Origin of the sequence: Clostridium lamae (assembly GCF_033043255.1) — a bacterium.
Lineage (GTDB): Bacteria > Bacillota > Clostridia > Clostridiales > Clostridiaceae > Clostridium > Clostridium lamae.
On record NZ_JASCQJ010000037.1, the window covers coordinates 12,461 to 37,195 of the forward strand.

A 24,735-nucleotide genomic window follows, 5' to 3' on the forward strand; every position below is an offset into this window, starting at 1 on the left:
TTAAATGAAGATGACTACAGCTCAAGCACTTATTAAGTTTTTAGATAACCAATATGTAAGTTTTGACGGAATGGAAGAAAAGTTTGTAGAGGGGGTATTCACAATCTTTGGACATGGTATAGTAGTTGGTTTAGGGCAAGCTTTGGATGAAAATCCAGGATCATTAAGAGTATATCAAGGGAAAAATGAGCAAGGAATGGCTCACACAGCTATAGCTTATTCAAAACAGAATAATAGAAGGAAAATTATTGCTTGTACTACATCTATAGGTCCTGGGGCTGCTAATATGGTAACTGCAGCGGCAACAGCAACAGTTAATAATATACCTCTTTTAATGTTTCCGGGAGATACTTTTTCAACAAGACAACCAGATCCAGTATTACAACAATTAGAACAATCTTATAATTTATCAATTACAACTAATGATGTGTTTAAACCAGTGTGTAAATATTGGGATAGAGTTAATCGACCAGAACAATTAATGTCGGCTATGATTAATGCAATGAGAGTACTTACAGATCCAGCAGAGACAGGAGCAGTTTGCATAGCTTTACCACAAGATGTACAAGGTGAAAGTTTTGATTTCCCGGAATATTTCTTTAAGAAAAGAGTTCACATAGTAGTAAGACAAAGGGCATCAATAGAGGAACTAGAAGAGGCTATAAAGTTAATAAAAAGAAAGAAAAAGCCATTGATTATATGTGGTGGCGGTGTTAGATATTCTGAAGCAGGTGAAGAGTTAATAAAATTTGCAGAAGAATTTAATATACCTATAGGGGAAACCCAAGCTGGTAAAAGTGCAATTCCATCAAGTAACAAAATGAATCTTGGTGGTATAGGCGTAACAGGTAATCTTGCAGCAAATTCAATTGCTAAAGAGGCAGATCTAATAATAGGTATTGGGACAAGATTTTCAGATTTTACTACAGCATCTAAATCATTATTTTCTAATCCAGATGCTGAATTTTTAACAATTAATGTATCTAAATATCATGGAGGAAAGTTAGATGCGACTAAGATAACAGCTGATGCAAAGATATGCTTAAAAGATTTAAATGAGTTACTTAAATTACAAGGGTATCACTCAGAATATAGTAACGAGATTATAGAGGCTAAAAGTAAATGGAATGAAGAAATGATAAAACTAGCAGGTTATAAGTATTCTGAAGATTTTGAACCATTAATAAATGCTAGAAATGAAAAAAGCATAGATGAATTTAAAGATTTAACAGGTGGAGTCATTACACAAACAGCAGCTATAGCTACTATAAGAAGACACATTGATAAAGATGCCATTATAGTTGGAGCATCAGGGAGCTTACCTGGAGACTTACAAAGAATGTGGGAAACAGATTCTAAGGATTCATATCATATGGAATATGGTTACTCATGTATGGGGTATGAAATAGCTGCAACTTTAGGTGCGAAAATAGCAATGCCAAATAAGGAAGTTTATACGCTTTTAGGAGATGGTAGCTATCTAATGCTTCATTCAGAACTTATTACATCATTACAAGAGAATAAAAAGATAAATGTATTATTGTTTGATAATTGTGGATTTGGATGTATAAATAATTTGCAAATGTCAAATGGAATAGGAAATCTTGCAACAGAGTTTAGATATAGAAATGAAGATTCAAATAAGTTAGATGGTAATCTTATGCCTATAGATTTTGCAAAGTCTGCAGAAGGATATGGTGTTAAAACATATTCAGTAAGGACGATAGAAGAACTTCAAGAAGCAATAATAGACTCTAAAAAACAAAAAATATCAACTTTAATAGATATAAAAGTATTACCTAAGACAATGACTGAAGGATATGATGCATGGTGGCATGTTGGAATAGCTGGTATATCAAAGAATGAATCAGTAATAAGTGCATTTAATAAAAAAGAAGAGAAACTAAAAAACGCAAAAAAATATTAAAATTTTTGTATAGAGGGGAAATAAAAATGATTAAAGTAGGGATGATTGGTGCTGGTAGAATTGCACAAATTCATACAAAAACAATTCAAGAAAAAATAAATGGTGCAACAGTAAAAACTGTAGCTGATATAAATGTAAATTTTGCAAAGAAGTTAGCAGAGCAGTATAGAATAGAAAATTATACTGATAATTATATGGATATACTAGAAGATCCAGAAATTGATGTAGTCATTATATGTTCATCAACTGATACACATGCAAAAATATCGATAGAAGCAGCTAGATATAAAAAACATATATTCTGTGAAAAACCAATTGATTTTAATAAGGATATGATTATTAAAACTATAGAGGAAGTGAGTAAGGCTGGAGTTAAATATCAAGTTGGATTTAATAGAAGATTTGATCATAATTTTAGTAAAATAAAAGATTTAATAGATAGCGGGAAAATTGGAACTCCACAAATAATAAAGATTACTTCAAGAGATCCAAAAGCACCTCCTATAGAGTATGTTAAGGTTTCAGGAGGAATGTTTTTAGATATGACAATACACGATTTTGATATGGCTGCATTCTTAAGTGGAAGTAAAATCACAGAGGTATATACCCAAGGAGCTTGCATGGTTAATCCAGAGATTGGAGAGGCTGGAGATATTGATACAGCTATAATATCAGTAAAGTTTGAAAATGGATGTATTGGAGTAATAGATAATAGTAGAGAAGCAGCTTATGGATATGATCAAAGAGTAGAAGTATTTGGATCAAAAGGTTATGTAAAGGCTGAAAATGATACTGATACTACAGTTACTGTAGCAACAAGTGAAGGCATTTTGTCAGAAAAACCAAAATATTTCTTTTTAGAAAGATATATGGATTCATTTATAACAGAAATGCAACATTTTTTTGATTGTGTGGCAGAGAACAAGGAAGTACCTGTTACAGCAAAAGATGGCTTAAATTCTGTATTAGTAGGATTAGCAGCAACTAAGTCTTTAAAAGAAGGTAAACCAGTAAAAATAGAAGAATAGAAAAATTAAGAGTATTGTAGAGGTAAGAATATGTTAAATTCAAGAGTTAAATTAGGTATTGCTCCAATAGCATGGACAAATGATGATATGGTTGATTTAGGAAAAGAAAATACTTTTGAACAATGTATTAGTGAAATGGCTCTAGCTGGTTTTACTGGCTCAGAGGTTGGTAACAAATATCCAAGAGATGTAAATGTCTTAAAGTATCATTTAGGGCTTAGGGGAATAGAAATTGCAAGTGCTTGGTTCAGTTCATTTTTAACAACTAAGCCATATGAAGAAACAGAAAGAGCTTTTATAGAGCATATGAATTTTTTATATGAGATGGGAGCAAAAGTTATAGTGGTTTCTGAGCAAGGACATAGTATTCAAGGAGAAATGGAAACACCATTATTTAAGAGTAAGTATGCTTTTAATGAAGAAGAATGGGGACTTTTAGCTGACGGACTTAATAATTTAGGAAAGCTTGCCTTAGAGAAGGATATGAAAATAGTTTTCCATCATCATATGGGAACTGGAGTGCAAACAACAGAAGAGATAGATAAATTAATGGAATTAACTGATGAAAATTTAGTTTATCTATTATTTGATACTGGACATTTAGTATATTCTGGGGAAAATCCTGTAGATATATTAAAAAAATATTTTTCAAGAATAAAGCACATTCATTTAAAAGATATAAGACCAGATATAGTCAATGAGATAAAAGATAATAATCTGAGCTTTTTAAAAGGAGTTAGAAAAGGAACTTTTACAGTACCTGGGGATGGATGTATAGATTTTAAACCGATATTTGATATTTTGATAGAAAAGGAATACGAAGGTTGGCTTATTGTTGAAGCTGAGCAAGATCCAGCTATAGCAAATCCATTAGAATATGCTATTAAAGCAAGAAACTATATTAAGGATAAATTCAGTTTTTAAGAATTGATTTAGAATCATAGACGAATGTAAAAATTGTGAAATTTAGGAGGAGTACGATGACAGTAAATAAATTAAAATACTTTGTTAATGGAGAATATAAGGAATCAAAGACAGATAAATATTTCGATGTTTACAATCCTAGCACAGGTGAAGTGGAAGCTTTAGCTCCATGCTGCACAGCAGAAGAAGTTAATGAAGCTATTATAGCTGCTAAAAAAGCATATCCAGCATGGTCCAATACATCAGTTGTTAAGCGTTCACAAATATTGTATAAGGTAAGACAGCTAATTGAAGAGAACTTAGAAGAATTAGCACTTTTAGTAAGTACAGAACACGGAAAAGTTTTAGAAGAGGCAAGAGGCGATGTTTTAAAAGCTAAAGAGGGAACTGAACTTGCCTGTCAAATACCTACATTAATAATGGGAGAAGCATTAATGGATGCAGGTACAGATATAGATACTGTTATGTATCGAGAATCTATAGGAGTTTTTGCTGGAATTGTTCCATTTAATTTCCCAGCAATGATACCAATGGGGTGGATGGCACCAGTTTGCATAGCTTCAGGAAATACTATAGTACTAAAAGTAGCTAGCATGACACCAAGAACAGCACTAAGAATAGCAGAATTATATAAGGAGGCTGGACTTCCTGATGGAGTTTTAAATATAGTTACTTGCTCAAGAAATGAAGCAGAAATATTGCTTACACATGAAGATATTAAAGGTGTTACATTTGTAGGTTCAACTGCTGTGGGGAAACATATTTATAAAACAGCAGCAGCTAATGGTAAAAGGGTTCAAGCATTATGTGAAGCTAAAAATCATGCTTTAGTTTTATCTGATGCAGCTATAGAGAGAAGTGCAGCAGGAATTATAAATGCAGCATTTGGATGTGCAGGAGAAAGATGTATGGCATTGCCAGTAGTAGTTGTTGAGGAATCAATAGCCGATAAATTAGTTGATACTTTAGTGAAAATAGCTAAGAATTTAAAAGTTGGACCTGCGTATGATAAAGATAGTACTTTAGGACCTTTAGTTACTCAAAATCATAAAAATTCAGTTATCAAGTGGATAGGAAAAGGAATTGAAGAAGGTGCAAGTTTAGTTTTAGATGGCAGAAATATTGAGGTAGAAGGTTATGAAAATGGATTCTATCTTGGACCAACTATATTTGATAATGTTACAAAGGAAATGTCAATTGGAGACATTGAAATATTTGGACCAGTATTATGTGTTAAAAGGGTAAAGAATTTTGAAGAAGGACTTAAAGTAATGAATAATAGTCCATTTGCCAATGGGTCAGTAATATATACTCAAAATGGATATTATGCAAGAGAATTTGCTAAAAGGACTCATGGTGGAATGGTTGGAGTTAATATAGGAATACCAGTGCCAGTAGGATTTTTCCCATTCTCAGGACATAAAAATTCATTCTTTGGAGACTTGCATTGTTTAGGAAAAGATTCAGTTAGATTCTTTACAGAAAGTAAATGTATAACTACTAAATGGTTTGACGAAGAAGAAATGAAAAATACAGTAGTATCTACATGGGATGGAACTATTTAATATAAAATAAGCAGAAAATATTAATAGAATAGTTGATATCAAATAAAGAATAATCATGTATAACAAAAGGTGAATTTTATATGCATGATTCTTCTTTTAAATTATAGTTATACCATTATTAGTTTATACTATAGAGATTTTAGGAGGAATAATTATGATTAAATTATTTGATTGTCATAATATTATTGATGAAAGCTATAACAGAAGCCATATAATTCATAAATTTAAATTAAGCAAAGAATGTAATAGTATCAAAATAATATTTGAATATAATCCGAAATTTATTAAAAATGATATAAAAGCAAAGGAAATAATACAATCTACCATTGATAAACAAGTAGTTGGAATTGAAAAAGAAAAAGAGATTAATAACTGGCAAGCCTATAAAAAACTAAAAAATTTACTTACTCTTTCTATATATGACGCTATAGGATTTAGAGGGGCTGCTCATAGGCAAGATCAGCATCAAGAGCATATTATAAGAAAAAATGACGCTTCGCCAGGAATGATAGAGGGGATAATACCTAAAGGTGAATTCACAATTAAGGTTAGTGCACATGCAATGGTTACTGATGAATGTAATTATAATATTAAAGTATATGATATGGAGGAAGAAAATGAATAATTGGATAGCATATGAACTTCATACTCATACAAATCATAGTGATGGGAAGCATACTTTTCAGGAGTTAGCATCAAGTGCGAAAGATATAGGCTTAGGTGGATTTGCAATGACAGATCATAATACTATAGCTACATTTAAGTATATGCAAGATGAATCAAATAGACTAAATATAGATATACTTAAAGGATTAGAATGGACAACGTTTTGGGGTCATATACTATTGATTGGAATAAATGAGTTTTTAGAATGGACAGACGTTACATTAGATAATATAAATGAAAAACTTTTGGATATTAGAAGTAAAAGTGAACTGATAGGTGTAGCACATCCATTTAGATTAGGGGGAATAATTGCAACTGGATGTTACTTTGAATATGAAATTAACAATTGGGATATCTTTGATTATATAGAGGTATGGTCTGGAATTATGCCGGATTCAAAGTATATGAATAAGAGAGCTTTTGACTTTTGGACAGATTTATTAAATAGAGGGCATAGAATATCAGGTGTGTCAGGTAGGGATTGGCATAAATCTACGGAGAATGATAGATATATACCAGCAACTTATTTAAATATAAAAGAAGGTAATGCAATTAGTGCTATTAAAGAAGGTAGAATTACTGTTGGTTTTGGGTATATTGTAGATTTCAAAGTAATATATGAACATTGTGAATATGATATTGGAAGCGTTATTAAGAAGAATATAAAAGAGGTGGCACAAATTAGTGCTAATATTTTTAAAACTAGTCTAAATGATAATGGTAATATTGATAAGCAGAAATTAAAACTAACTATAAACAGTAATTTAGGGATATTATTTAATAATATAAATATTGAAGAATCTACTATTATTAGTATTAAAGATATAAACAAACTAAGTTGGTTAAGAGCCGAATTATACGAAGATAAAAGAATGATTTCTTTTACTAATCCAATTTACTTTGATTAACTAAAAAAAATATTTTTGTGAAATTGAAAAAGATTCCATACTTTTGACTCATAGAGGATGAAGTATGGATTTTATTATATAGTGATTTAATAGACTTAAAAACACTAAAACTTTAAGATAATAACAATAAATTTATTACAAAATTATAAAATTATAACAAAATGTAGTATTATTAAATAGTAATAGTAAAATTAATAGGACAAAACTCTTATTAATACTCTTAGTTTATATAAAATAAGGAAATTTTAAGGTTTTGTTAAGGTAAATTTCTATTATTTGGTCTAGAATTATAAATATATAAAAATTGCATTTTAGGGGGTAAAATAATGAAGTCATTTTTTAAGAAGAGCATAATAATGACTATAATAGCTTTAACTTTTTTGACATTACCTATTGGTAATTTTATTGCTAAGGCAGAAACTAGTGAAAATGAAGCTTATGAAGTGAAGATTAGTTCAGGTATAGAGGGAAAATTTAGAGCATTAAAGTATATACCAGTTACTGTTGAGTTCACTAGTTTCGAAAAGGATTTTAATGGAGAAGTAGAGATAAGAGCATCTGGTAGTTATACAACCACTTATGATGCTTACAGTAAGGAAGTTTCTGTAGCACAAGGTGAAACTGGAAAGGTAACTATACCTATTAAGATGTTAGATGGATCTAATAAAATTTCAGTTAATCTTATTGAAAATGGAAAGGTTTTATATGAAAAGAAAAGTTTAATTTCAAATGGCAGAGTAACTGAATCAAATTTATTTATGGGTATATTAACAGATGATCCTACTGCTTTAAGTTATACTGGAAGCGTAATGTTTAATACAACTAAAGGATTTAAAGGTGTAATTGAAAAAGTTCAATTAGATGAAAAGATTATAGGAGAAAATAGCTTAAATATAGACGGTTTAGATGTAATTCTTATCAATAATTATAATATGTCAAATTTAAAGGATGAACAGTATGAGGCTTTAAATTCTTGGTTAAATAAGGGCGGAACTTTAATAATAGGTGCTGGAGCTAACGATGGAAAAACTATTAATAATATAGATAGTGATTTTTTAAATGTAAAGTCAAAGGGGACTAATGAAAAAAAATTAAAGATAGTTGATGAAAATTTAAATCTTATTTTTTCAGATTTAGAAATTAAAGATGGGAAAGTTAAAAGTGGAGATGGTGATAATCCATTAGTTTACTCTTTTAATAGAGGTAAGGGAGAAATTTTAGTATCTACTTTTGATTTAGGCTTAGAACCATTTATATCATCAAAGGACGCTAAGAATTTTATTACTTCTTTATTGACTGATGCAGCTAACAAGGTTTTTGAAGACAATATGAAGGGTGGATATAACCAAGGTTATTATAGAATAGGAGAATTAACAAGAACTATTCCTATTAATGATATAGTAGGAGTTAAATCTTTAATTATAGTTATTGCGATATATGCAGGTATAGTCGGAATAGTACTTTATATAGTTTTAAAGAAATTAAATAAGATAGATTTAACTTGGATTGCAATACCTTTAGTATCAATATTATTTACAGTAATAATATATTTTATGGGATCTTCAACAAGAGTAAATGATATCGTACTAAACCAAAGTAATATAATTTCAGTAGATAAAGATGGGAAAGGAACTACTAAGGGATATCTAGGAATAGGAACAAAATATAAATCTGATGTGATTATAGAAAAACCAGAAGATTTAACTATGAACTATTTTACAACAGATAATTATTACTATGGAAATCAAGATCAAGAAATTTCTGATGTCTTAAGAGTTAAAACTACTTATAGCGGTAATAATTCTTATTTCACATTTAATAATAGTGATGCCTTAGATATGAAAACTTTTGAGGTAATTGGTAAAGAGCAGGTTATTAATAATATAGAATCGAATTTTAATTTATCTGAAGGTAATTTAAATGGAAAAGTTAAGAATAATTTAGGATATAACATTAGTAGATTACTATTAGTAGCAGGAAGAAATGTATGGGACATGGGAGCGATTAGTAAGGATGAGGAAAAAGAAATTACTAGTTTAAAGGTATCAGGATCAGGGGGATTACAGGCTTATTCAGATATTCTAACCCAGAAGTATTATGAAGCAAGATCCAATAATAAAGAAAATATAAAATCTGAAGAGTATAAAAATATATTTAGAGAATCAGGTATAATTTCAGTTGCGTCTAATGAAATTGTTATTAATAAGAATATTAAATTAGTTGCAGTAACGGAGCTTCCTATAGATTATGGAGTAAATTTTGGGAAGAAATCAGTTTCTAAGTTTGATACAACTGTAATAATTCAAGATGCAGAGCTAGAGTTTAAAGATAAGAATGGAGATTATAACTTCCCAGATGGATACTTTGAAGGCGAGGTTGAATCATCTTCAACTAATGTTCATATAGATGATTACAATGGATATCTATATGGTCAAGGAGAAGTAGTATTTAAGTTTGAAATAGATAGTAATATAGAAGTTATAGATTTAATAATTAAAAAAGGTGTAGATAGATATGGTTATAGTGCTGATGATACCTCAGAAAAATATATTTATAACTATACAACAGATACTTATGATAAATTCACAATGTCTCAGGGTAAAGAAAAAATAACTGATTTAAGTAATTATTTAAACAATAATACTATTAAAGTTAAATATATTGTAGATGATATGAAAGGTCAATCAATGATACCAATGATTACTGTAAAGGGGAGGGAAAGATAATGCTACAAATAAGAAATCTTGAAAAATCTTATGGGAATTTCAAGGCATTAAGAGGTTTGAACTTAGAAATCGAAAAAGGAGAAATTTTTGGATTTATAGGACCAAACGGTGCAGGAAAAAGTACTACAATGAAGATAGTATCTGGTCTTCTTTCCCCAGATAGTGGTGAGGTATATGTAGATGGTATAGATGCTATAAAAAATAATAGAGCATTAAAAGATAAAATAGGATATATGCCAGATTTCTTTGGAGTTTACGATAATCTAAAGGCTATAGAGTATTTAGAGTTTTATGCTTCAATATATGGAATAGTTGGAGAAGAAGCAAGGAAATTATCTATGGACCTATTAGAGCTTGTAAATTTACAAGATAAATGGGATGCAAATGTAGATGGCTTATCTAGAGGAATGAAGCAAAGACTATGTTTAGCTAGATGTTTAGTTCATAATCCTGAACTGCTAATCTTAGACGAACCAGCTTCAGGGATGGACCCAAGAGCTAGATTTGAAATGAAGGGAATATTGAAGAATCTAAAGGAAATGGGAAAGACTATAATAGTTTCCTCTCATATATTATCTGAACTTGGAGAAATATGTACTAGAATAGGTATTATAAAAAATGGCTCTATAGTTTGTGAAGGAACTGTAGAAGAAGTTATGTTGAGGGCATCAGGGACTGCCCCTATAAATATAACTGTTATGGATAAGGTTCAAGAAGCGATTGGAGTTTTAAAAGAACAGCCAGAAGTAAAAGAAATATCTGTTGATAGCAATAAAATAACTATTAACTTAGCAGGTGGAGATAAAGAGGCAAGAGATATTTTAAAGGATTTAGTATTAAAAGATATTCCTGTTATAAACTTTAGTAAGTCTGCTGGCAACTTGGAAGAAGTATTTATTCAAATAACAGAGGAAAGTAATTAAAAGGGGGGATAGAAAGATGAAATTAAATCCAGTATTAAGAAATGAAAGTAAATTATCTGTAAGAACTCCTAGATTTTCATTTATGATAATAATATATATAGCGGTGTTAGCAGTTGGAACTTTACTATTTTACAATAGCTATAGTAGTGAGGTTTATTACTCAGGAATAAATCCACAGAGTGCAGTTACTCTTTATATTGCGATGGCAGTAATTCAAGCTATATTGCTGATGTTTATAGTACCATCTTTAACAGCAACATCTATTTGTTCAGAAAGAGAAAAACAAACTTTAGATATATTACTCTCAACAAGATTAAGTCCACTTCAAATAATATTTGGTAAGCTTTCTGCCTCATCATTGAAAGTAATTATGTTAGTAGTATGTACAATACCTTTATATGCGATTTGCGGATTAATTGGTGGAGTAAAAATAAGTAATATACTACTTTTAACAGGATCATTTATTATAAATACAATATTTGTTGGAGCTATTGGAGTATTTATTTCCGCTTATTCTAAGACATCTAAGGCAGCAACAGCATTAACGTATGCTTTAGTTTTATTTATATTTGTCGGAACAATAGTAATAGCATATATTATATTGATGCTTAACATGTATAAAGGTAGTTATAGTGGTACGACGCCAGAAATGCCTATTATAGCGTACTTAAGCCCTGCTATAGGATTCTTTACAATGTTATCTAACCAAGTTGGATTTGGAGGAAATTCTTTTTATATAATAGGACAAATGGGTATATATAAACATGCAGATTACGTTAGTATTGGAATTCAATTAGTATTAAGTTGTGTTTTCATATATTTTGCATCAAGAAGATTGAATCCATTAAAAGGAAAAATAAGATTTAATAAAACAAGAAAAGTGAGGACCAAGAAAAAAGTAAAGGAGTAGAGCTATGAATTCTTTAAATAATGAAATATTAACCTTTATTAAAAAGGCATCAAAAAGAATTAAAGCTAACTTTGTAATTAATTTAAGCATAGTAGGTTTGAAATACCTATTATGCTTAATATTATTCTTACTCTTAATATCTTTATTTATAACGATTCCTTATATAGAAGAGGTTTCATTAATACTTTTATTAATAGGATTAATATCTATAATAATTTTGGGATTTATTAAAGCTCCTGATAATAAAAAGGTAGCTTTAATAGTAGATTCAAAGGGGCTAAAAGAGAGAGTTACAACTTCATTAGAATTTATAAATGAAGAGGATAGTATATCTATAGCTCAAAAAAATGATACCTTAAAGTTTATTAGAGGCTTCAATATTAAAGAAAATCTCAAGATTTCTGTTGAGAAAAAACAAATTCTTTTAGTAATAGCTTTAATAGGACTATGTTTCTTAACTTCTTTTATAGATACAACAGCAAAAAAGGAAGCAAATAATATCAGAGAGTTTGATAGATATCAACAAGAGTATATTAAAAAAGTTGAAGAAGAAAAGAAAAAAATAGAGAAGTTAGAAGATTTATCTGAAGAAGAAAAGGAAGCAATAAAAAAGATATTGGAAGATGCAAAGAAGGAATTAAAAGAAAGTGAAAAGAAGCTTGATGTTAATAAAACTTTAGAAAGAATGGAAAAAAAATTAGAGGATCAGAAAGATAAATCTAAAAATGAAAAAAGTAAAGAAGCAATAGAAAATATGCAAAAGAACTTATTAGATAAGTTCAATAAGGAGAAGGAAGAGGGAGCTAAGAAGGATTTAAATAAACTTGTTAATGATCTTATGAAAAAGAAAGAAAGTAAGGATTTAGCAGAAGCTATTTTATCAAAAGACAAGGAGGCCTTAGAGAAGGCTTTAGGAGATTTAAAAAAATCCTTAGGAAATATGAGTTCTAGTGAATTAAATAACTTATCAAAAGCACTTGCAAGTGCTTCAGAAGGTGTAAATGATGAAAACTTAAAAGAAGCTTTAGAGAATGCCTCTAATTCTGTTTTAGATGGAAATATAGATGCTGAAGCTCTAAAAGAAGCTATTGAAAACTCTCAAAATAATAGTGAAGGTAATAAAAGTGATAGTGATGGAGAAGGTTCTGGAGAAGGAGAAGAATCAGGAGAAGGTTCTGGTGAAGGTTCTGGAGAAGGAGAAGGCCAGGGGAGTGGTAAAGGAAATGGCCAAGGAAATGGTCAAGGTGGTTCTGGGCAAGGTGGAACAGGCTGGAATATGGGAAGCGATGAAGGAAAAGAAAATGATATAGATAATAAAGAGGGAGAGCAAGTATATATTCCAGGAAGAGATGTTGGGAATGATGATAACTTAACTGGAAATAAAAATGAAAATGGTGACTCTCAAAGTATAGATTCTGAAAATGGATTTAATTTAGATGGAAGTAAAATTGATTATGAAAAGGTAATTGGAGACTACACAAATAGTGCATTAGAAGGTGCTAATAATAGTAATTTACCTGAAAGTCTAAAGGATCTTATAAAGGATTATTTTGAAGGGTTAAACTAAGGGGTGAAGAATATGGAAGTTAATGAAAAAGAGATGATAGAAGTATCAGAGAAAATAAGAATATGTGAGGAAGAAATATCAAAGGGAATAATAGGTCAAAAAGATATAATTAGAAATGTTTTAATAGCTATATTTGCTGATGGGAACGTACTTTTAGAGGGTATGCCTGGAATGGGGAAAACTCAATTAGTTAAAACAATCGGAAAGGTATTAAATCTTAAATTTTCAAGAATTCAATTTACTCCAGATTTAATGCCAGCAGACGTTGTTGGTACAAATATAGTTGTTAAAGAAGGAGATAATACATTATTTAAATTTGAAAAAGGACCTGTATTTACAAATCTTTTATTAGCAGATGAAATAAATAGAGCAACACCAAAAACACAATCTGCTTTACTTGAAGCAATGGGGGAAAAAACAGTTACTGTTGGTAAAAAGACTTATGAGATGTCAAAACCTTTTATGGTTTTAGCCACTCAAAATCCTATTGAGCAAGAAGGAACTTATCCATTACCAGAAGCACAATTAGATAGATTCTTATTTAAATTAAATGTAGATTTTCCTAATTTGCAAGAATTGAAATCAATAATGGATTTAACATTAACTAATGATAAATCTGAAATAAATCCAGTTCTTGAAGGCGAGGAAATATTAGAAATAAGAGAGTTAATAAGAGAAGTTAAGATAGCGGACTCTGTAATGGAATATGCATTAAAGTTAATACTAGCTACTCATCCAGAAATAGAAGAGGGAGCAGAGATAGTTAAGAAATATGTAGAGGCAGGGGCAAGCCCAAGAGCAGCACAAGGTATAATTAGTGGAGCAAAGGTAAGAGCGGTTATGGAAGGAAGATTAAATGTTTCCTTTGAAGATATTAAGGTATTAGCTTATCCAGTTCTACGACATAGAATAATATTAAATTTTGATGCAATAACTGAAGGACTAACAGTAGAAAGTATTATAGGAACTTTATTAGAAGATTTAAAGGTTGTGTAGGGAATGGGTGAAAGATTATTTAATGAAGACTTTTTTAAAAAGCTAAATAAGATTAATATGCATATTAATTTTAAGCTTTCATCAGGCACTCAAGGAGGCAGGAAATCCAAAGCAAAAGGGGTTTCAGTTGAATTCTCAGATTATAGAGAGTACGCACATGGAGATGATTTTAGGCGTATAGATTGGAATGCTTATGGAAGATTTGATAAGTTTTTTGTTAAGGTTTTTATGGAAGAAAGAGAAGGGGTATTTAACTTTTTTATAGATAAATCTAAGTCTATGGATTATGGAGTAGTAAATAAAAAAGATACTGCATTAAAAGTGATAGCAGCCCTAAGTTATATTGCTTTGAATAATTTAGATAGGGTAAATATTTCTACTATGGATAGTGGAAATATAGAAAGTATTAAATCTGCAGCTGGAAATAAAGCCTTTCAAAGAATTCTTAGAGAGCTTGAAAAGCTAGAGTTTAAAGGAAGTACAGATTTAACTAAAAGTATAAAAAAGAGACCATTATCTCCAAGGGGAGTCTCAGTAGTAGTTTCTGATTTTTTAAATAATGAAGGATTAAGGGATTTAGAAGAAGCATTAAAATATCTAGCATTTAAAAAGCAAGATATAATTTTAGTTCAAGTTCTTGCTGATGAAGAGATAAATCCAGATTTTAATAATGAAATTACATTTATAGATTCTGAAACTAATGAAAATGTTAAGATGAGTTTAACTCCAAATATAATTAAAGAATATAAAGCTACTTTAAAAGTATATAAAAAGTCTTTAGAAGATTTAGTTAGAAAATATGGAGGGAAATTTATAAGTGTAAGCTCATCTATGGAAATAGAAGAAATTATTTTAGGTGAGTTTAGTAAAAAAAGAGTATTGTACTAGGAGGAAAATGATATGGGATTTACAAATTTATGGCCTTTGTTTTTACTTATAACTATTCCTCTTTTAGTACTACTTTATATATTAAAAAGGAAGTATAGAGAGGAAGTAATTTCTTCAACTCTTTTATGGAGTGAAGTTTATAAGAATACAAGAGCCAATACACCTTGGGAAAAGCTTAGAAAAAATATAATGTTATTATTACAAATAATCATATTACTTTTATTAATATTTAGTTTAATGAGACCATTTTTAAATTTTGGTGGAAAGACTTATAAGAATATAATTCTAGTACTAGATAATACTGCAAGCATGAGTGCTGAGTATGGAGAAGGAAGTAGGTTAGAGGAAGCTAAAAGATTAGCAAAGGAATTTTTATCTTCTACTAAGGATGATACAAATACTTATATTATGTCCTTTGATGGAAATAATAACTTGCTTCAAAATGGAGATTTTAATAAAGAAGTTTCTAATGAGATTATCTCGTCAATTTCTCAAAGTTATAATTCTGGAGATATAAATGAAACCTTATCTTTTGTGAAAGCAATAGGAGAAGGAATAGAGGAAGAATACGAAGTAATTGCAATTACAGATAAAGACTTTTCATTAGGGGATGTTAATGGAAAAGTAGTATCACTAGCCAATTCAGGAGTAAATGCCTCTATAGATAATATATCTCATAAGTTCTTAGAAGATAAGGTAAGAGTAATTGCAACTATTACAAATAGAGGCGCTGGTGAATACTCTGGAGACTTTTCTCTTTATGATGGAGAGGAGCTTATATCAGTAGAAGCTTTAGAGCTTAATGAAGGAGAAAATAAAACACTAACATTTGATTTGCCATCAGTTAAGTCTGAAGTACTAAGAGGTGAACTTTCCAGAAAAGATATGATTTCAGAAGATAATATTTATAATCATGTAATTGGAAAGAAAAAAGTAAATAAGGTCCTTATTGTAACAGAACAAAACTTATTTTTAGAAAGAGCATTTAGTAGCATTCAAAATACTGAAGTTTATAAGACTAATAGTGCAGCCAATTTATCTAGTGCTGATAGCTATGATTTATATGTGTTTGATGGTGTTACACCAGATATTATGCCATCTAAGGGAAGTATATTATTTATTAATCCTTCAACGAATGAATTCTTTAATGTAATTAGTGGAGGAGAAGGGGGAGAAGCTAAAGCTGTTATTGGGGAAGTCTCAAAATATTTAGAGGATACAACTTTTACAGCTGCTAAGTATAACTCCATTGAAATACCTTACTATGGAAGAGGATTCTTAAATATCGATGAAGACTTTATAGGCTTTAAGGGAGAAGTTGATGGAAGAAAAATAGCAGCATTATCCTTTGACCTTCATAATAGTGATTTTCCACTTAAAAAGGAATTTCCAATTTTAATGTATGAGCTTGGAGAAAATCTAATTTCAACTGGAATGGTTTATAAAAATAATTTTAAAGCTGGTGAAAGTATTATTGCTAAAGGCTTATCATTAGATTCAAGTATTACATTAACTTATCCAAATGGAGATGTCTTAGAACTTTCTTTTGGAGATGAAATAAAAGAAGATAGTGAACTTGGAATATATAAACTTGAATCTCAAGAAGAAAAAGAGTTGTTTTCAGTAAATTTCCCTTCAGAAAAAGAAGGTGATACAAGTATTAGTAACATAAGTGAAAGTGAAAATATAGCTAGTGTAAAATCAGATTTAAAGAGAGGTTTTAATATATCTCCTTTACTTATAATTTTAGCTATGTCAGTAGTAGCCTTTGAGTGGATAATGTATAAGAAAGGAAATTAGGAGGTAAAGAATATGAAGATAGAACTAGGAAATTTATACTTTTTAATATTTATCCCAATAGTCTTTGCCTTTATGTACTATAGTTATAAAAAATATAGACCTTGGAATAAAAATGAAATAGCAGTATTTATAAGTAGGACTATAATATTTACTTTATTAATATTAGCTTTAGGAAATATAACTTTGAATTTGAAAGGAAGAAATATTTCAACAGTATTTTTACTAGATGTTTCTGAAAGTGCTTCTGATTTTGAATCTAATGGAAAAGATTTTATATCTACAGCATTAGAAAAAATTCCAAGAGGAAATAAAGCTGGAGTAGTCTTGTTTGGAGATAATTCAAAGGTAGATAAGGTATTAAATAGAAAAAAAGAATATAAATCTATTAATGAAAGTCCTATAGTTACAGCTACTAATATTCAAGAAGCAATAGAGAGTGCTTTAAGTTTATTTGAAAGAGGCGGATCAAAAAGAATAGTATTAATTACTGATGGTGAAGAAAATCAAGGTGATATATTAAAGACTATTCCACTCATAAATGAGCAAAAAATAGATTTAAAAGTATATAAGATAACTGGTGAAAAAGGAAATGAAGTTTATGTAGATAGTGTAAAGGTACCTGATAATATATCTGTAGGAGAAGAATTTTCAGTTTCTATAGATATTAAATCTAATTATGCTACAAAAGCTAAATTATCATTATTTTCTGGTAGAACTAAAGTAGGTGAGCAAGAAGTTCAAATACAAAAGGGGAAAAATTCATTTGTATTTAAAGACAAGCAAGATTCAGGAGGCTTTAAAGGATATAGAGTATTAATAGAAGCTGCTGAAGATACAAATAAAGCTAATAATGAATATAGTACTTTTACTAATGTAATAGATAGACCTACTATATTGCTTGTTAATGGAATAAATGCAGATTCTACAGCACTAGAAGAAATATTAGTTAATTCTGGTGCAAATATAAAGAAAATATCTCCAGGAGCTTCTCCAAGCACTTTAAATGAAATGCTTGAATATAAAACAATAGTTTTTAATGATGTTCATAGAGATGATTTAACAAGTGGATTTATGGATAACATTGAAAGCTATGTAAAAGATTATGGTGGAGGTTTAATTACTTTTGGTGGTGAAGATTCTTATGCTCTTGGAGGATATAAGGATACATCACTAGAAAAAGTCTTACCAGTTTATATGGATAAGAGAGGTAAAAATGAAGTTCCAGCAATAAGTATAAATTTAATTATAGATAAGTCTGGAAGTATGAGTGCAGAAGGCGGTGGAGTAAGTAAATTAACTTTAGCTAAAGAGGCTGCCATGAAGGCTTTAGAAAATTTAAGAGAAGTTGATGAAATATCAGTTATAGCCTTTGATGATACTTATGATGTAGTTGTACCACTTCAAAAAGTTGGTGATAAGGAAGCAATAAAGGAATTAATTTCAGGAATTCAAATAAGAGGGGGAACCTCTATCTATCCTGCTCTAGAACAAGGGTATAATATGCAGCTTGAAAGTAATGCTAAGATAAAACACACTATATTATTAACAGATGGTCAAGATGGATATGGTTTTGATAATTATGCAAGTTTAATTCAAGGCTTTAATGATAATAATATAACTCTTTCAACAGTAGCTGTAGGAGAAGGTGCAAATGCAGATCTTTTAGGAAGTTTAGCATCTATTGGAAGAGGAAGAAGTTATTATACTGATATATATACTGATATACCTAGAATATTTGCAAAGGAAGTTTTATTATCAGCAGGAACTTATATTATAAATGAAGAGTTCACTCCTAAGATATTAAGTAATCATGAAATATTGGCAGGAGTTAATACATCTGGTGGAATTCCTAGTCTTCTTGGATATATAGGGACTTCTATTAAAGAAAATGCAGTTGAAATTTTAAGTTCTAGCCATGATGAACCAATATTAGCAGCTATGCAATATGGAATAGGTAGAACTGTAAGCTTTACTTCAGATATTAATGGAGAGTGGAGTAGAAATTATTTAACTTGGGAATATGGACCACAGCTTATAAAAAATATGGTTTATTTCACTATTCCAAAGTATGGAGAAGAAGGATATTTAAATATTACTCAAGAAGGTAATGAGGCAAAGATAGAATTTTATAATGATAATGTTTCTAAAGATGCAAAGGTAAAAGGAATATTTAATGGAGAAAATGGAGAAGAGGGAGAGTTTGAATTAACACAAGTTGAACCAGGAAAATTCTCCGCAAATGTGCCTCTTAACTCACTAGGTTTCTATAATTTCAATATAAGAGAAGAGGAAAATGGTGAAATTACTAATAACTATAAGGGAGCTTTTGCACTTCAATATTCAGATGAATATAAATTCAATACTAATGCTGAAAAGTTAGATGTAGTAATAAAGGAAACTAAGGGAACCTTTATTAATAAGCCAGAAGAAGTTTTTGAAGGAAAGCTTCAAAGGGAATATAAGAAAATTAATTTAACAACTCCTCTTTTAGTAATAAGCATACTATTATTTATGCTTGATATAGCTTATAGAAGATTGAACTTAGATTTTATTAAAGGAATTAAGAAAAATAAGGAAAAACTGAAAAAGGAAAAGAAGGAAAAAGAAAATTCTAATATTATAAAGCAGGAAAAAGTAAATAAAGAAAAAGTAAATAAAGAAAAAGTTATTTTAGAAGAAAAGAATAATATAAAAGAGAATCTGCAAGAAGATATAAAGATAGAAAAAGAAAAGGTTAAGGAAGTCAAAAAAGCTAAGAAGAAAGAAGTTAAGAATGACAATAAAAAAGACTCCCTTGATACTAGTGCATTGCTTAAGAAGAAAAGTGATAGGAAAAAAATTTAGGAGCTGGTAAGACAGCTCCTAAATTTTTTAGGTAAGAAGTAAAGATTAAAGAATGAAAGAATGAAAAAATTATTCATTTTTTTATTCTTTGATATCTAAATTAGTTTTAAATTGACCTTTTTTATGAAATAATTTATATTTAGTTGGCGAAAAATATACTATTGAATTAAATAAATTAGTAGTATGTTTTTTCTTTTAATTCAGAATAGGAGGAGAACAATTGAAAAATAAAATAATATCTAATACATTAATATTCATTTTTATAGTAGGCTTTGTAAATATATTTAAGATAGTGTTTGGTGAGGGGAATACCTTAATGGGTGTTACAATCATTACAATGGCTTTAGTTTTGATGGAAAAGGACTTAACAATATCTCCAGTTAAGAATTTTATAAAGATATTATCTGTAAATATGTTTAGTTTATTAGCTTCAGTTTTAGCAGTTAAAAATATATTTTTAGGTATAGGACTAAATTTTATTGTTCTTTTTGTTATAGGATATTTATTTTCTTATGATTTAAAGAAATCACTTGTAGTTCCTTTTGGATTACAGTATTTTTTTATGTTGTTTTTTCCAGCACATGGATATGTTTTATATAATAGAGTTTTGTCATTGATATTTGGAACTTTTTTTATAATGGCAATTCAATTAATAGTAAATAGAGATAAAGTTTTTAAGAGTGGAATAAAAATAGTCAATAGTATTAGTGACACTATGCTTATTAAGATAAGAGCTATACAGAATAATGAAAGTTTTGAAAAAGAAAATATAAGAATAATAGAATCTATAAATTATTTAAAACGAATAATTTTTGATAAAAGAGTCGATGATTATTATTTAAGTAATGACGGCATTATATTTACAGATATTTTATGGTCTCTTGAAAGAATAAATTTATTACTTGATGAAATAAATATTTTAGATAATAAAGGTGCTTACTATGAGTTATTGGAGGATGTATATGATGAAGTTATAGTAATTAAAAATAGAGATTTTAATTCTAGTAATATACAGATACTTAAAAATCATGTTTATAATGAAAAAGTTGAAAAAACATATATAGATGAATTTATTGGATTAATTAATAATTTAATTAGAGAAGTTAAAGAAATAAATAAATTAACTCAAAAAGAAAGAGATAATATAAAAGTGAATTATGAAATTCCTAATCATTTTCATAACATAAAAGTACGTAAAAGAAATTTTAATATTGATTCCGCTAAGGTTAGATATGCTGTAAGGTTAGGAATAGTGGGGACATTTACTGTATTTATTGCTAAGCTATTAAATTTATCAGAAGGAAGATGGATGTGCTTTACAATATTTTCATTAATACAACCTTATTCAGAGTTTTCTAAATCAAGGGCAAAGGATAGAATAATTGCAACTATAATTGGTGGTATTATTGTAATATTAGCTTTCACTATTTTACGAAATAATGCTGCAAGAGCAATTATAATTTTAATGGCAGGATATTTAGATCCATTTACGAGGAATTATAGAGAAAAAATGATAGCTGTAACTGTATCAGCAGTAGCTTCAGCCTCATTAGAGGGAGGTACAATAGACATGGTTTTAACGAGAATTATATTTGTAATAATAGGGGCTGCATTAACATTACTTGCAAATAAATATATACTTCCATATAAGATAAAAGATATGAAAAAATATTTATATGATACATATGAAGCATTAATAAAGCAGATGAAGGAAGATATAGATGAGAAGCATAATGATTATAGTATAAGAAATTTATATTTAATAACAGGATTTATAGAAGACAAAATGAAGTTATCTGTAGATTCAAGTAATAATGATGAAATCAATAAATATCTAGCCGAAAAAAGATTTATAGTAAATAGTATATATAGGGACTTTCTTATATACGAAAATTTATAAAATATACGGAATATTTTTCATAATTCCGAATGAAGAGAGAAATTATTACCTTTAGTTTTGAGAGATAAAAATATAATGCTAGTGTGACTTGGAGTTTATGAGGTCGCAACTAGTATTATATTTTTATCTATATGTGTAGCAAAATAACCTAAAGATAAATACATATATAGTAATAGTAATATAATAGGAGAGTAACCATATGCAAATGATGGATATGCTTTTTAGAAGCCTAATGGGAGGCATGGGAGGCGGAATGCCAAACATGGGAGGCGGAGGTAATCCCTCTGGAGGATTAGGTGGAAGTCCACTAATAAATATGCTAATGGGGTCAATGATGGGAGGCATGGGAGGTCAAAGACCAGGCCAAGGCCCACAAGGGCAAATGAATAATAATCCTTTAGCAATGCTGATGAATGGAATGCAGGGAATGAATGGCATGGGGAATGGTATGCCTCAAGGAAATAATATGAACCAAGGCAATGGTATGAACCAATTGTTAGGCATGTTAATGGGAGGTAATGGTATGAATATGCCTAATCAAAACAATAATATGAATAACATGAACAATATGAATAATCCTTTGGCAAGTATAATGAATAGCTTAAATCCTCAACAACAAAATCAGCAAAGGAATCAAAACTCTAATAGAAATAATAGCGTAGACATGAATCAATTAATGAGTATGCTAATGAGTGGAAATCAAGGTGCTCAGAATAATATGAATTCTGGTAATAATGGAAATAGTACAGGAAATGCTCAAGCTGATCCTTTATCAATGTTGTTTGGTGCAATGAACGGTGGAAACAATAATCCAAATAATATGAATTCTAACTCAGACAGAAATAGAGATTCTTCTAGACACCATAGAAGGAGAAGATAAATAATTCATAATGCGTAATGCATAATGCATAATTAAGGAAAAAACTCCTAGGGGAGTTTTGGTGATTTATAGCAAGGTGTATTAAGAATTAATAATGAAAGATTAAAATGCAAAATGTATGATTTGTGAGAAATTACATTAAAGATTGTTAGTTATAACTTAGGCTGTCCTTTGGGCAGCCTAAGTTTACTTAACATAATATCAGATATTATGTTAAAAATATTAAAATTAAGTCTTTATTATTTGTAACAAAAATGTTATTCTATATTATCGAAAAATAAATATAGGAGAAATAAATAGATGAAAAATGAATTAACTAAGGATATGACAACTGGTAGTCCAGTTAAATTAATTTTATTATTTTCAATCCCATTACTTATAGGTAATATTTTTCAACAGTTTTATAGTATGGTGGATACTATAATAGTAGGAAGATTTGTTGGAGTAGATGCATTAGCAGCAGTTGGTTCAACTGGTTCTATGTCATTTTTAATTAACGGTTTCGTTGTTGGGCTTACCAGTGGATTTGCCGTATTGATATCCCAAAAGTTTGGTGCTAAAGATGAAAATGGAGTTAAAAAGGCTACAGCTAGTACTATAGTTTTATCTCTAATAGCAACTATTATAGTTACTATTGTAAGTATGCTTTTTGCAAGACCATTACTTAACTTAATGAATACTCCAGAAAATATAATGAATGATGCTTATAGCTATATTATCATTATTTATGGAGGAACAATTGCAACAGTTGCATATAATATGTTTGCAAGTATATTAAGAGCATTAGGTGATAGTAAAACACCATTATACTTCTTAATAATAGCTTCAATTTTAAACATAGTTTTAGATATAGTATTTATAGTAAACTTTAATATGGGAGTTTCAGGAGCAGCTTATGCTACAGTTATTTCTCAAGGTGTATCAAGTATTTTGTGTTTAATATATACATATAAAAAATATAAAATATTAAGACTTAAAAAGGTAGATTTTAAAGTTAAAAGAAGAATGTACATAAAACATTTAAAAATAGGAATTCCAATGGCATTACAGTTTTCAATAACTGCTCTTGGAATAATGATAGTACAAGGAGCTTTAAATGTATTTGGGTCTACAGTCATTGCTGCATATACAGCAGCTTCTAAGGTGTTACAAATAGTAATGCAACCAGCTATTACCTTTGGAGTTACAATGGCAACATATTGTGGACAAAACCTAGGAGCTAAAAATTACGTAAGAATAAAAGAAGGCGTAAAGAAATGTATTCAAATATCTATAGTCACTAGTATTCTTGCAGGACTTATATTAGTATTTGGTGGAAAGTACTTTGTAGGATTATTTATAGAGAATCCAGATGCGAGTATCTTAGCTTATGCACAGGAATGTTTAAATTATTCAGCAATATTCTTTATTCCATTAGGATTAATATTTATATATAGAAATGCTCTTCAAGGCATGGGGGAGTCCTTTGTTCCTATGATGGCAGGAGCATATGAGCTAATAGCAAGAGCAGTTGTTGCATTTACATTACCTAGATTTATTGATTATACGGGTATATGTTTAGCTGATCCAGTTGCATGGCTAGCAGCAGCAATTCCATTAGGACTTTATTACTTTAAGAAAATGAAATCCATTGAAAATAGGAGATAATTTTAGATTTTTTAAGGTTGTAGTGCAAACTACAACCTTTTTTGATATACTTGACTAGCTTCGAATATTTTTAGAATTATAAATATTGTAAAAAAATATATAAGACCTACTATTTGTAAATTAATAAAATATTTATATCCATTCCCTAACCCCTCTAATATAGTACCTTGAGCAGCAAAATTATCAGTAAAGCTGACAAAAAAATAATTAGTTTTAAAATAGCTATTAAATATTCCAAAACCTATAGATAATATTTCCATATGCATAAAAACCTCTAATAACTCTTTTATTTTTAATTTATAATTATGAATTACAATAAAATACACAGGGAGTATTATTATTGCTATATGACTTAATGTGAATTTATAGTATTTAAAATAACTTGAAGATAAAGATAAATCCATTGCTATAAAACTACTTAACCCTCCAACAACACCACAAACTAATAAAAAATTAAATATTTTTTTATTCTTATTTAATGCCAAGATTATAGATAATATAGTGCAAATATAACATAGATGAAAAGGTAAGTTATTTATATCTATACCAAGTATTAACCAATTTCCTATATAATAAAAACTTATCGTGATTCCAGTAATAAATGAAAATGCTAATCTTATATTTTTTTCTAACTTT

18 protein-coding genes are annotated in these 24,735 nt (G+C 29.1%); 17 read left to right on the top strand and 1 reads right to left on the bottom strand.

The window, feature by feature from the left end; all coding sequences use genetic code 11:
- Positions 1-4: 4 nt before the first annotated feature.
- The 17 genes from iolD (at position 5) to QK892_RS14600 (ending at position 24,099) form a co-directional block, all read left to right on the top strand.
- Positions 5-1,927, top strand: coding sequence for a 3D-(3,5/4)-trihydroxycyclohexane-1,2-dione acylhydrolase (decyclizing) (gene iolD / locus QK892_RS14520; RefSeq protein ID WP_317274267.1), 1,923 nt, complete (start codon positions 5-7; stop codon positions 1,925-1,927).
- A 26-nt stretch (positions 1,928-1,953) separates the two neighbouring features.
- Positions 1,954-2,955 (top strand): inositol 2-dehydrogenase, encoded by a 1,002-nt coding sequence (gene iolG / locus QK892_RS14525; RefSeq protein ID WP_317274268.1) that lies wholly within the window; start codon positions 1,954-1,956, stop codon positions 2,953-2,955.
- Positions 2,956-2,985: 30 nt separating this feature from the next.
- Positions 2,986-3,879, top strand: coding sequence for a myo-inosose-2 dehydratase (gene iolE / locus QK892_RS14530; RefSeq protein WP_317274269.1), 894 nt, complete (start codon positions 2,986-2,988; stop codon positions 3,877-3,879).
- Positions 3,880-3,935: 56 nt separating this feature from the next.
- Positions 3,936-5,444, top strand: a complete 1,509-nt coding sequence (locus QK892_RS14535) for a CoA-acylating methylmalonate-semialdehyde dehydrogenase (protein ID WP_317274270.1) — start codon at positions 3,936-3,938, stop codon at positions 5,442-5,444.
- Positions 5,445-5,598: 154 nt separating this feature from the next.
- Entirely contained in the window at positions 5,599-6,069 is a 471-nt protein-coding gene (locus tag QK892_RS14540) for a hypothetical protein (protein WP_317274271.1), read from the top strand.
- Positions 6,062-7,018 (top strand): CehA/McbA family metallohydrolase, encoded by a 957-nt coding sequence (locus QK892_RS14545; RefSeq protein ID WP_317274272.1) that lies wholly within the window; start codon positions 6,062-6,064, stop codon positions 7,016-7,018. The genes QK892_RS14540 and QK892_RS14545 overlap by 8 nt, the downstream gene beginning before the upstream one ends.
- A gap of 326 nt (positions 7,019-7,344) precedes the next feature.
- Positions 7,345-9,744, top strand: coding sequence for a hypothetical protein (locus QK892_RS14550; RefSeq protein ID WP_317274273.1), 2,400 nt, complete (start codon positions 7,345-7,347; stop codon positions 9,742-9,744).
- Complete coding sequence (locus tag QK892_RS14555) at positions 9,744-10,667, top strand: ABC transporter ATP-binding protein (protein ID WP_317274274.1); 924 nt, start codon at positions 9,744-9,746, stop codon at positions 10,665-10,667. Before QK892_RS14550 ends, QK892_RS14555 begins: the two co-directional genes overlap by 1 nt.
- 16 nt (positions 10,668-10,683) lie before the next feature.
- Positions 10,684-11,577, top strand: coding sequence for an ABC transporter permease (locus tag QK892_RS14560; RefSeq protein WP_317274275.1), 894 nt, complete (start codon positions 10,684-10,686; stop codon positions 11,575-11,577).
- 4 nt (positions 11,578-11,581) lie between these two features.
- Entirely contained in the window at positions 11,582-13,144 is a 1,563-nt protein-coding gene (locus tag QK892_RS14565; protein WP_317274276.1) for a pectinesterase, read from the top strand.
- Between the two features lie 12 nt (positions 13,145-13,156).
- A complete protein-coding gene (locus QK892_RS14570) occupies positions 13,157-14,140 on the top strand; it encodes an AAA family ATPase (RefSeq protein ID WP_317274277.1) in 984 nt (327 codons plus the stop codon).
- 3 nt (positions 14,141-14,143) lie between these two features.
- A complete protein-coding gene (locus QK892_RS14575; protein ID WP_317274278.1) occupies positions 14,144-15,028 on the top strand; it encodes a DUF58 domain-containing protein in 885 nt (294 codons plus the stop codon).
- A 12-nt stretch (positions 15,029-15,040) separates the two neighbouring features.
- The gene (locus tag QK892_RS14580) at positions 15,041-16,828 is read left to right on the top strand and encodes a vWA domain-containing protein (protein WP_317274279.1); all 1,788 of its coding nucleotides are present in this window, start codon (positions 15,041-15,043) and stop codon (positions 16,826-16,828) included.
- Between the two features lie 12 nt (positions 16,829-16,840).
- Positions 16,841-19,672 (top strand): VWA domain-containing protein, encoded by a 2,832-nt coding sequence (locus QK892_RS14585; RefSeq protein ID WP_317274280.1) that lies wholly within the window; start codon positions 16,841-16,843, stop codon positions 19,670-19,672.
- Positions 19,673-19,892: 220 nt separating this feature from the next.
- Complete coding sequence (locus tag QK892_RS14590) at positions 19,893-21,572, top strand: FUSC family protein (protein WP_317274281.1); 1,680 nt, start codon at positions 19,893-19,895, stop codon at positions 21,570-21,572.
- A gap of 199 nt (positions 21,573-21,771) precedes the next feature.
- Positions 21,772-22,452, top strand: a complete 681-nt coding sequence (locus QK892_RS14595) for a hypothetical protein (protein WP_317274282.1) — start codon at positions 21,772-21,774, stop codon at positions 22,450-22,452.
- A 300-nt stretch (positions 22,453-22,752) separates the two neighbouring features.
- On the top strand, positions 22,753-24,099 hold the full coding sequence (locus tag QK892_RS14600) for an MATE family efflux transporter (protein WP_317274283.1): 1,347 nt from the start codon (positions 22,753-22,755) through the stop codon (positions 24,097-24,099).
- A gap of 29 nt (positions 24,100-24,128) precedes the next feature.
- On the opposite strand, the gene QK892_RS14605 is transcribed toward QK892_RS14600, so the two are convergent.
- A partial coding sequence (locus QK892_RS14605) for a TMEM164 family acyltransferase (protein WP_317274284.1) occupies positions 24,129-24,735 on the bottom strand: 607 nt, incomplete at its 5' end.

What these genes read in the sequence shown, in the direction of transcription:
- iolD (WP_317274267.1), top strand. Translation starts at nt 5, where the DNA reads ATGAAGATGACTACAGCTCAAGCACTTATTAAGTTTTTAGATAACCAA.
- iolG (WP_317274268.1), top strand. Translation starts at nt 1,954, where the DNA reads ATGATTAAAGTAGGGATGATTGGTGCTGGTAGAATTGCACAAATTCAT.
- iolE (WP_317274269.1), top strand. Translation starts at nt 2,986, where the DNA reads ATGTTAAATTCAAGAGTTAAATTAGGTATTGCTCCAATAGCATGGACA.
- QK892_RS14535 (WP_317274270.1), top strand. Translation starts at nt 3,936, where the DNA reads ATGACAGTAAATAAATTAAAATACTTTGTTAATGGAGAATATAAGGAA.
- QK892_RS14540 (WP_317274271.1), top strand. Translation starts at nt 5,599, where the DNA reads ATGATTAAATTATTTGATTGTCATAATATTATTGATGAAAGCTATAAC.
- QK892_RS14545 (WP_317274272.1), top strand. Translation starts at nt 6,062, where the DNA reads ATGAATAATTGGATAGCATATGAACTTCATACTCATACAAATCATAGT.
- QK892_RS14550 (WP_317274273.1), top strand. Translation starts at nt 7,345, where the DNA reads ATGAAGTCATTTTTTAAGAAGAGCATAATAATGACTATAATAGCTTTA.
- QK892_RS14555 (WP_317274274.1), top strand. Translation starts at nt 9,744, where the DNA reads ATGCTACAAATAAGAAATCTTGAAAAATCTTATGGGAATTTCAAGGCA.
- QK892_RS14560 (WP_317274275.1), top strand. Translation starts at nt 10,684, where the DNA reads ATGAAATTAAATCCAGTATTAAGAAATGAAAGTAAATTATCTGTAAGA.
- QK892_RS14565 (WP_317274276.1), top strand. Translation starts at nt 11,582, where the DNA reads ATGAATTCTTTAAATAATGAAATATTAACCTTTATTAAAAAGGCATCA.
- QK892_RS14570 (WP_317274277.1), top strand. Translation starts at nt 13,157, where the DNA reads ATGGAAGTTAATGAAAAAGAGATGATAGAAGTATCAGAGAAAATAAGA.
- QK892_RS14575 (WP_317274278.1), top strand. Translation starts at nt 14,144, where the DNA reads ATGGGTGAAAGATTATTTAATGAAGACTTTTTTAAAAAGCTAAATAAG.
- QK892_RS14580 (WP_317274279.1), top strand. Translation starts at nt 15,041, where the DNA reads ATGGGATTTACAAATTTATGGCCTTTGTTTTTACTTATAACTATTCCT.
- QK892_RS14585 (WP_317274280.1), top strand. Translation starts at nt 16,841, where the DNA reads ATGAAGATAGAACTAGGAAATTTATACTTTTTAATATTTATCCCAATA.
- QK892_RS14595 (WP_317274282.1), top strand. Translation starts at nt 21,772, where the DNA reads ATGCAAATGATGGATATGCTTTTTAGAAGCCTAATGGGAGGCATGGGA.
- QK892_RS14600 (WP_317274283.1), top strand. Translation starts at nt 22,753, where the DNA reads ATGAAAAATGAATTAACTAAGGATATGACAACTGGTAGTCCAGTTAAA.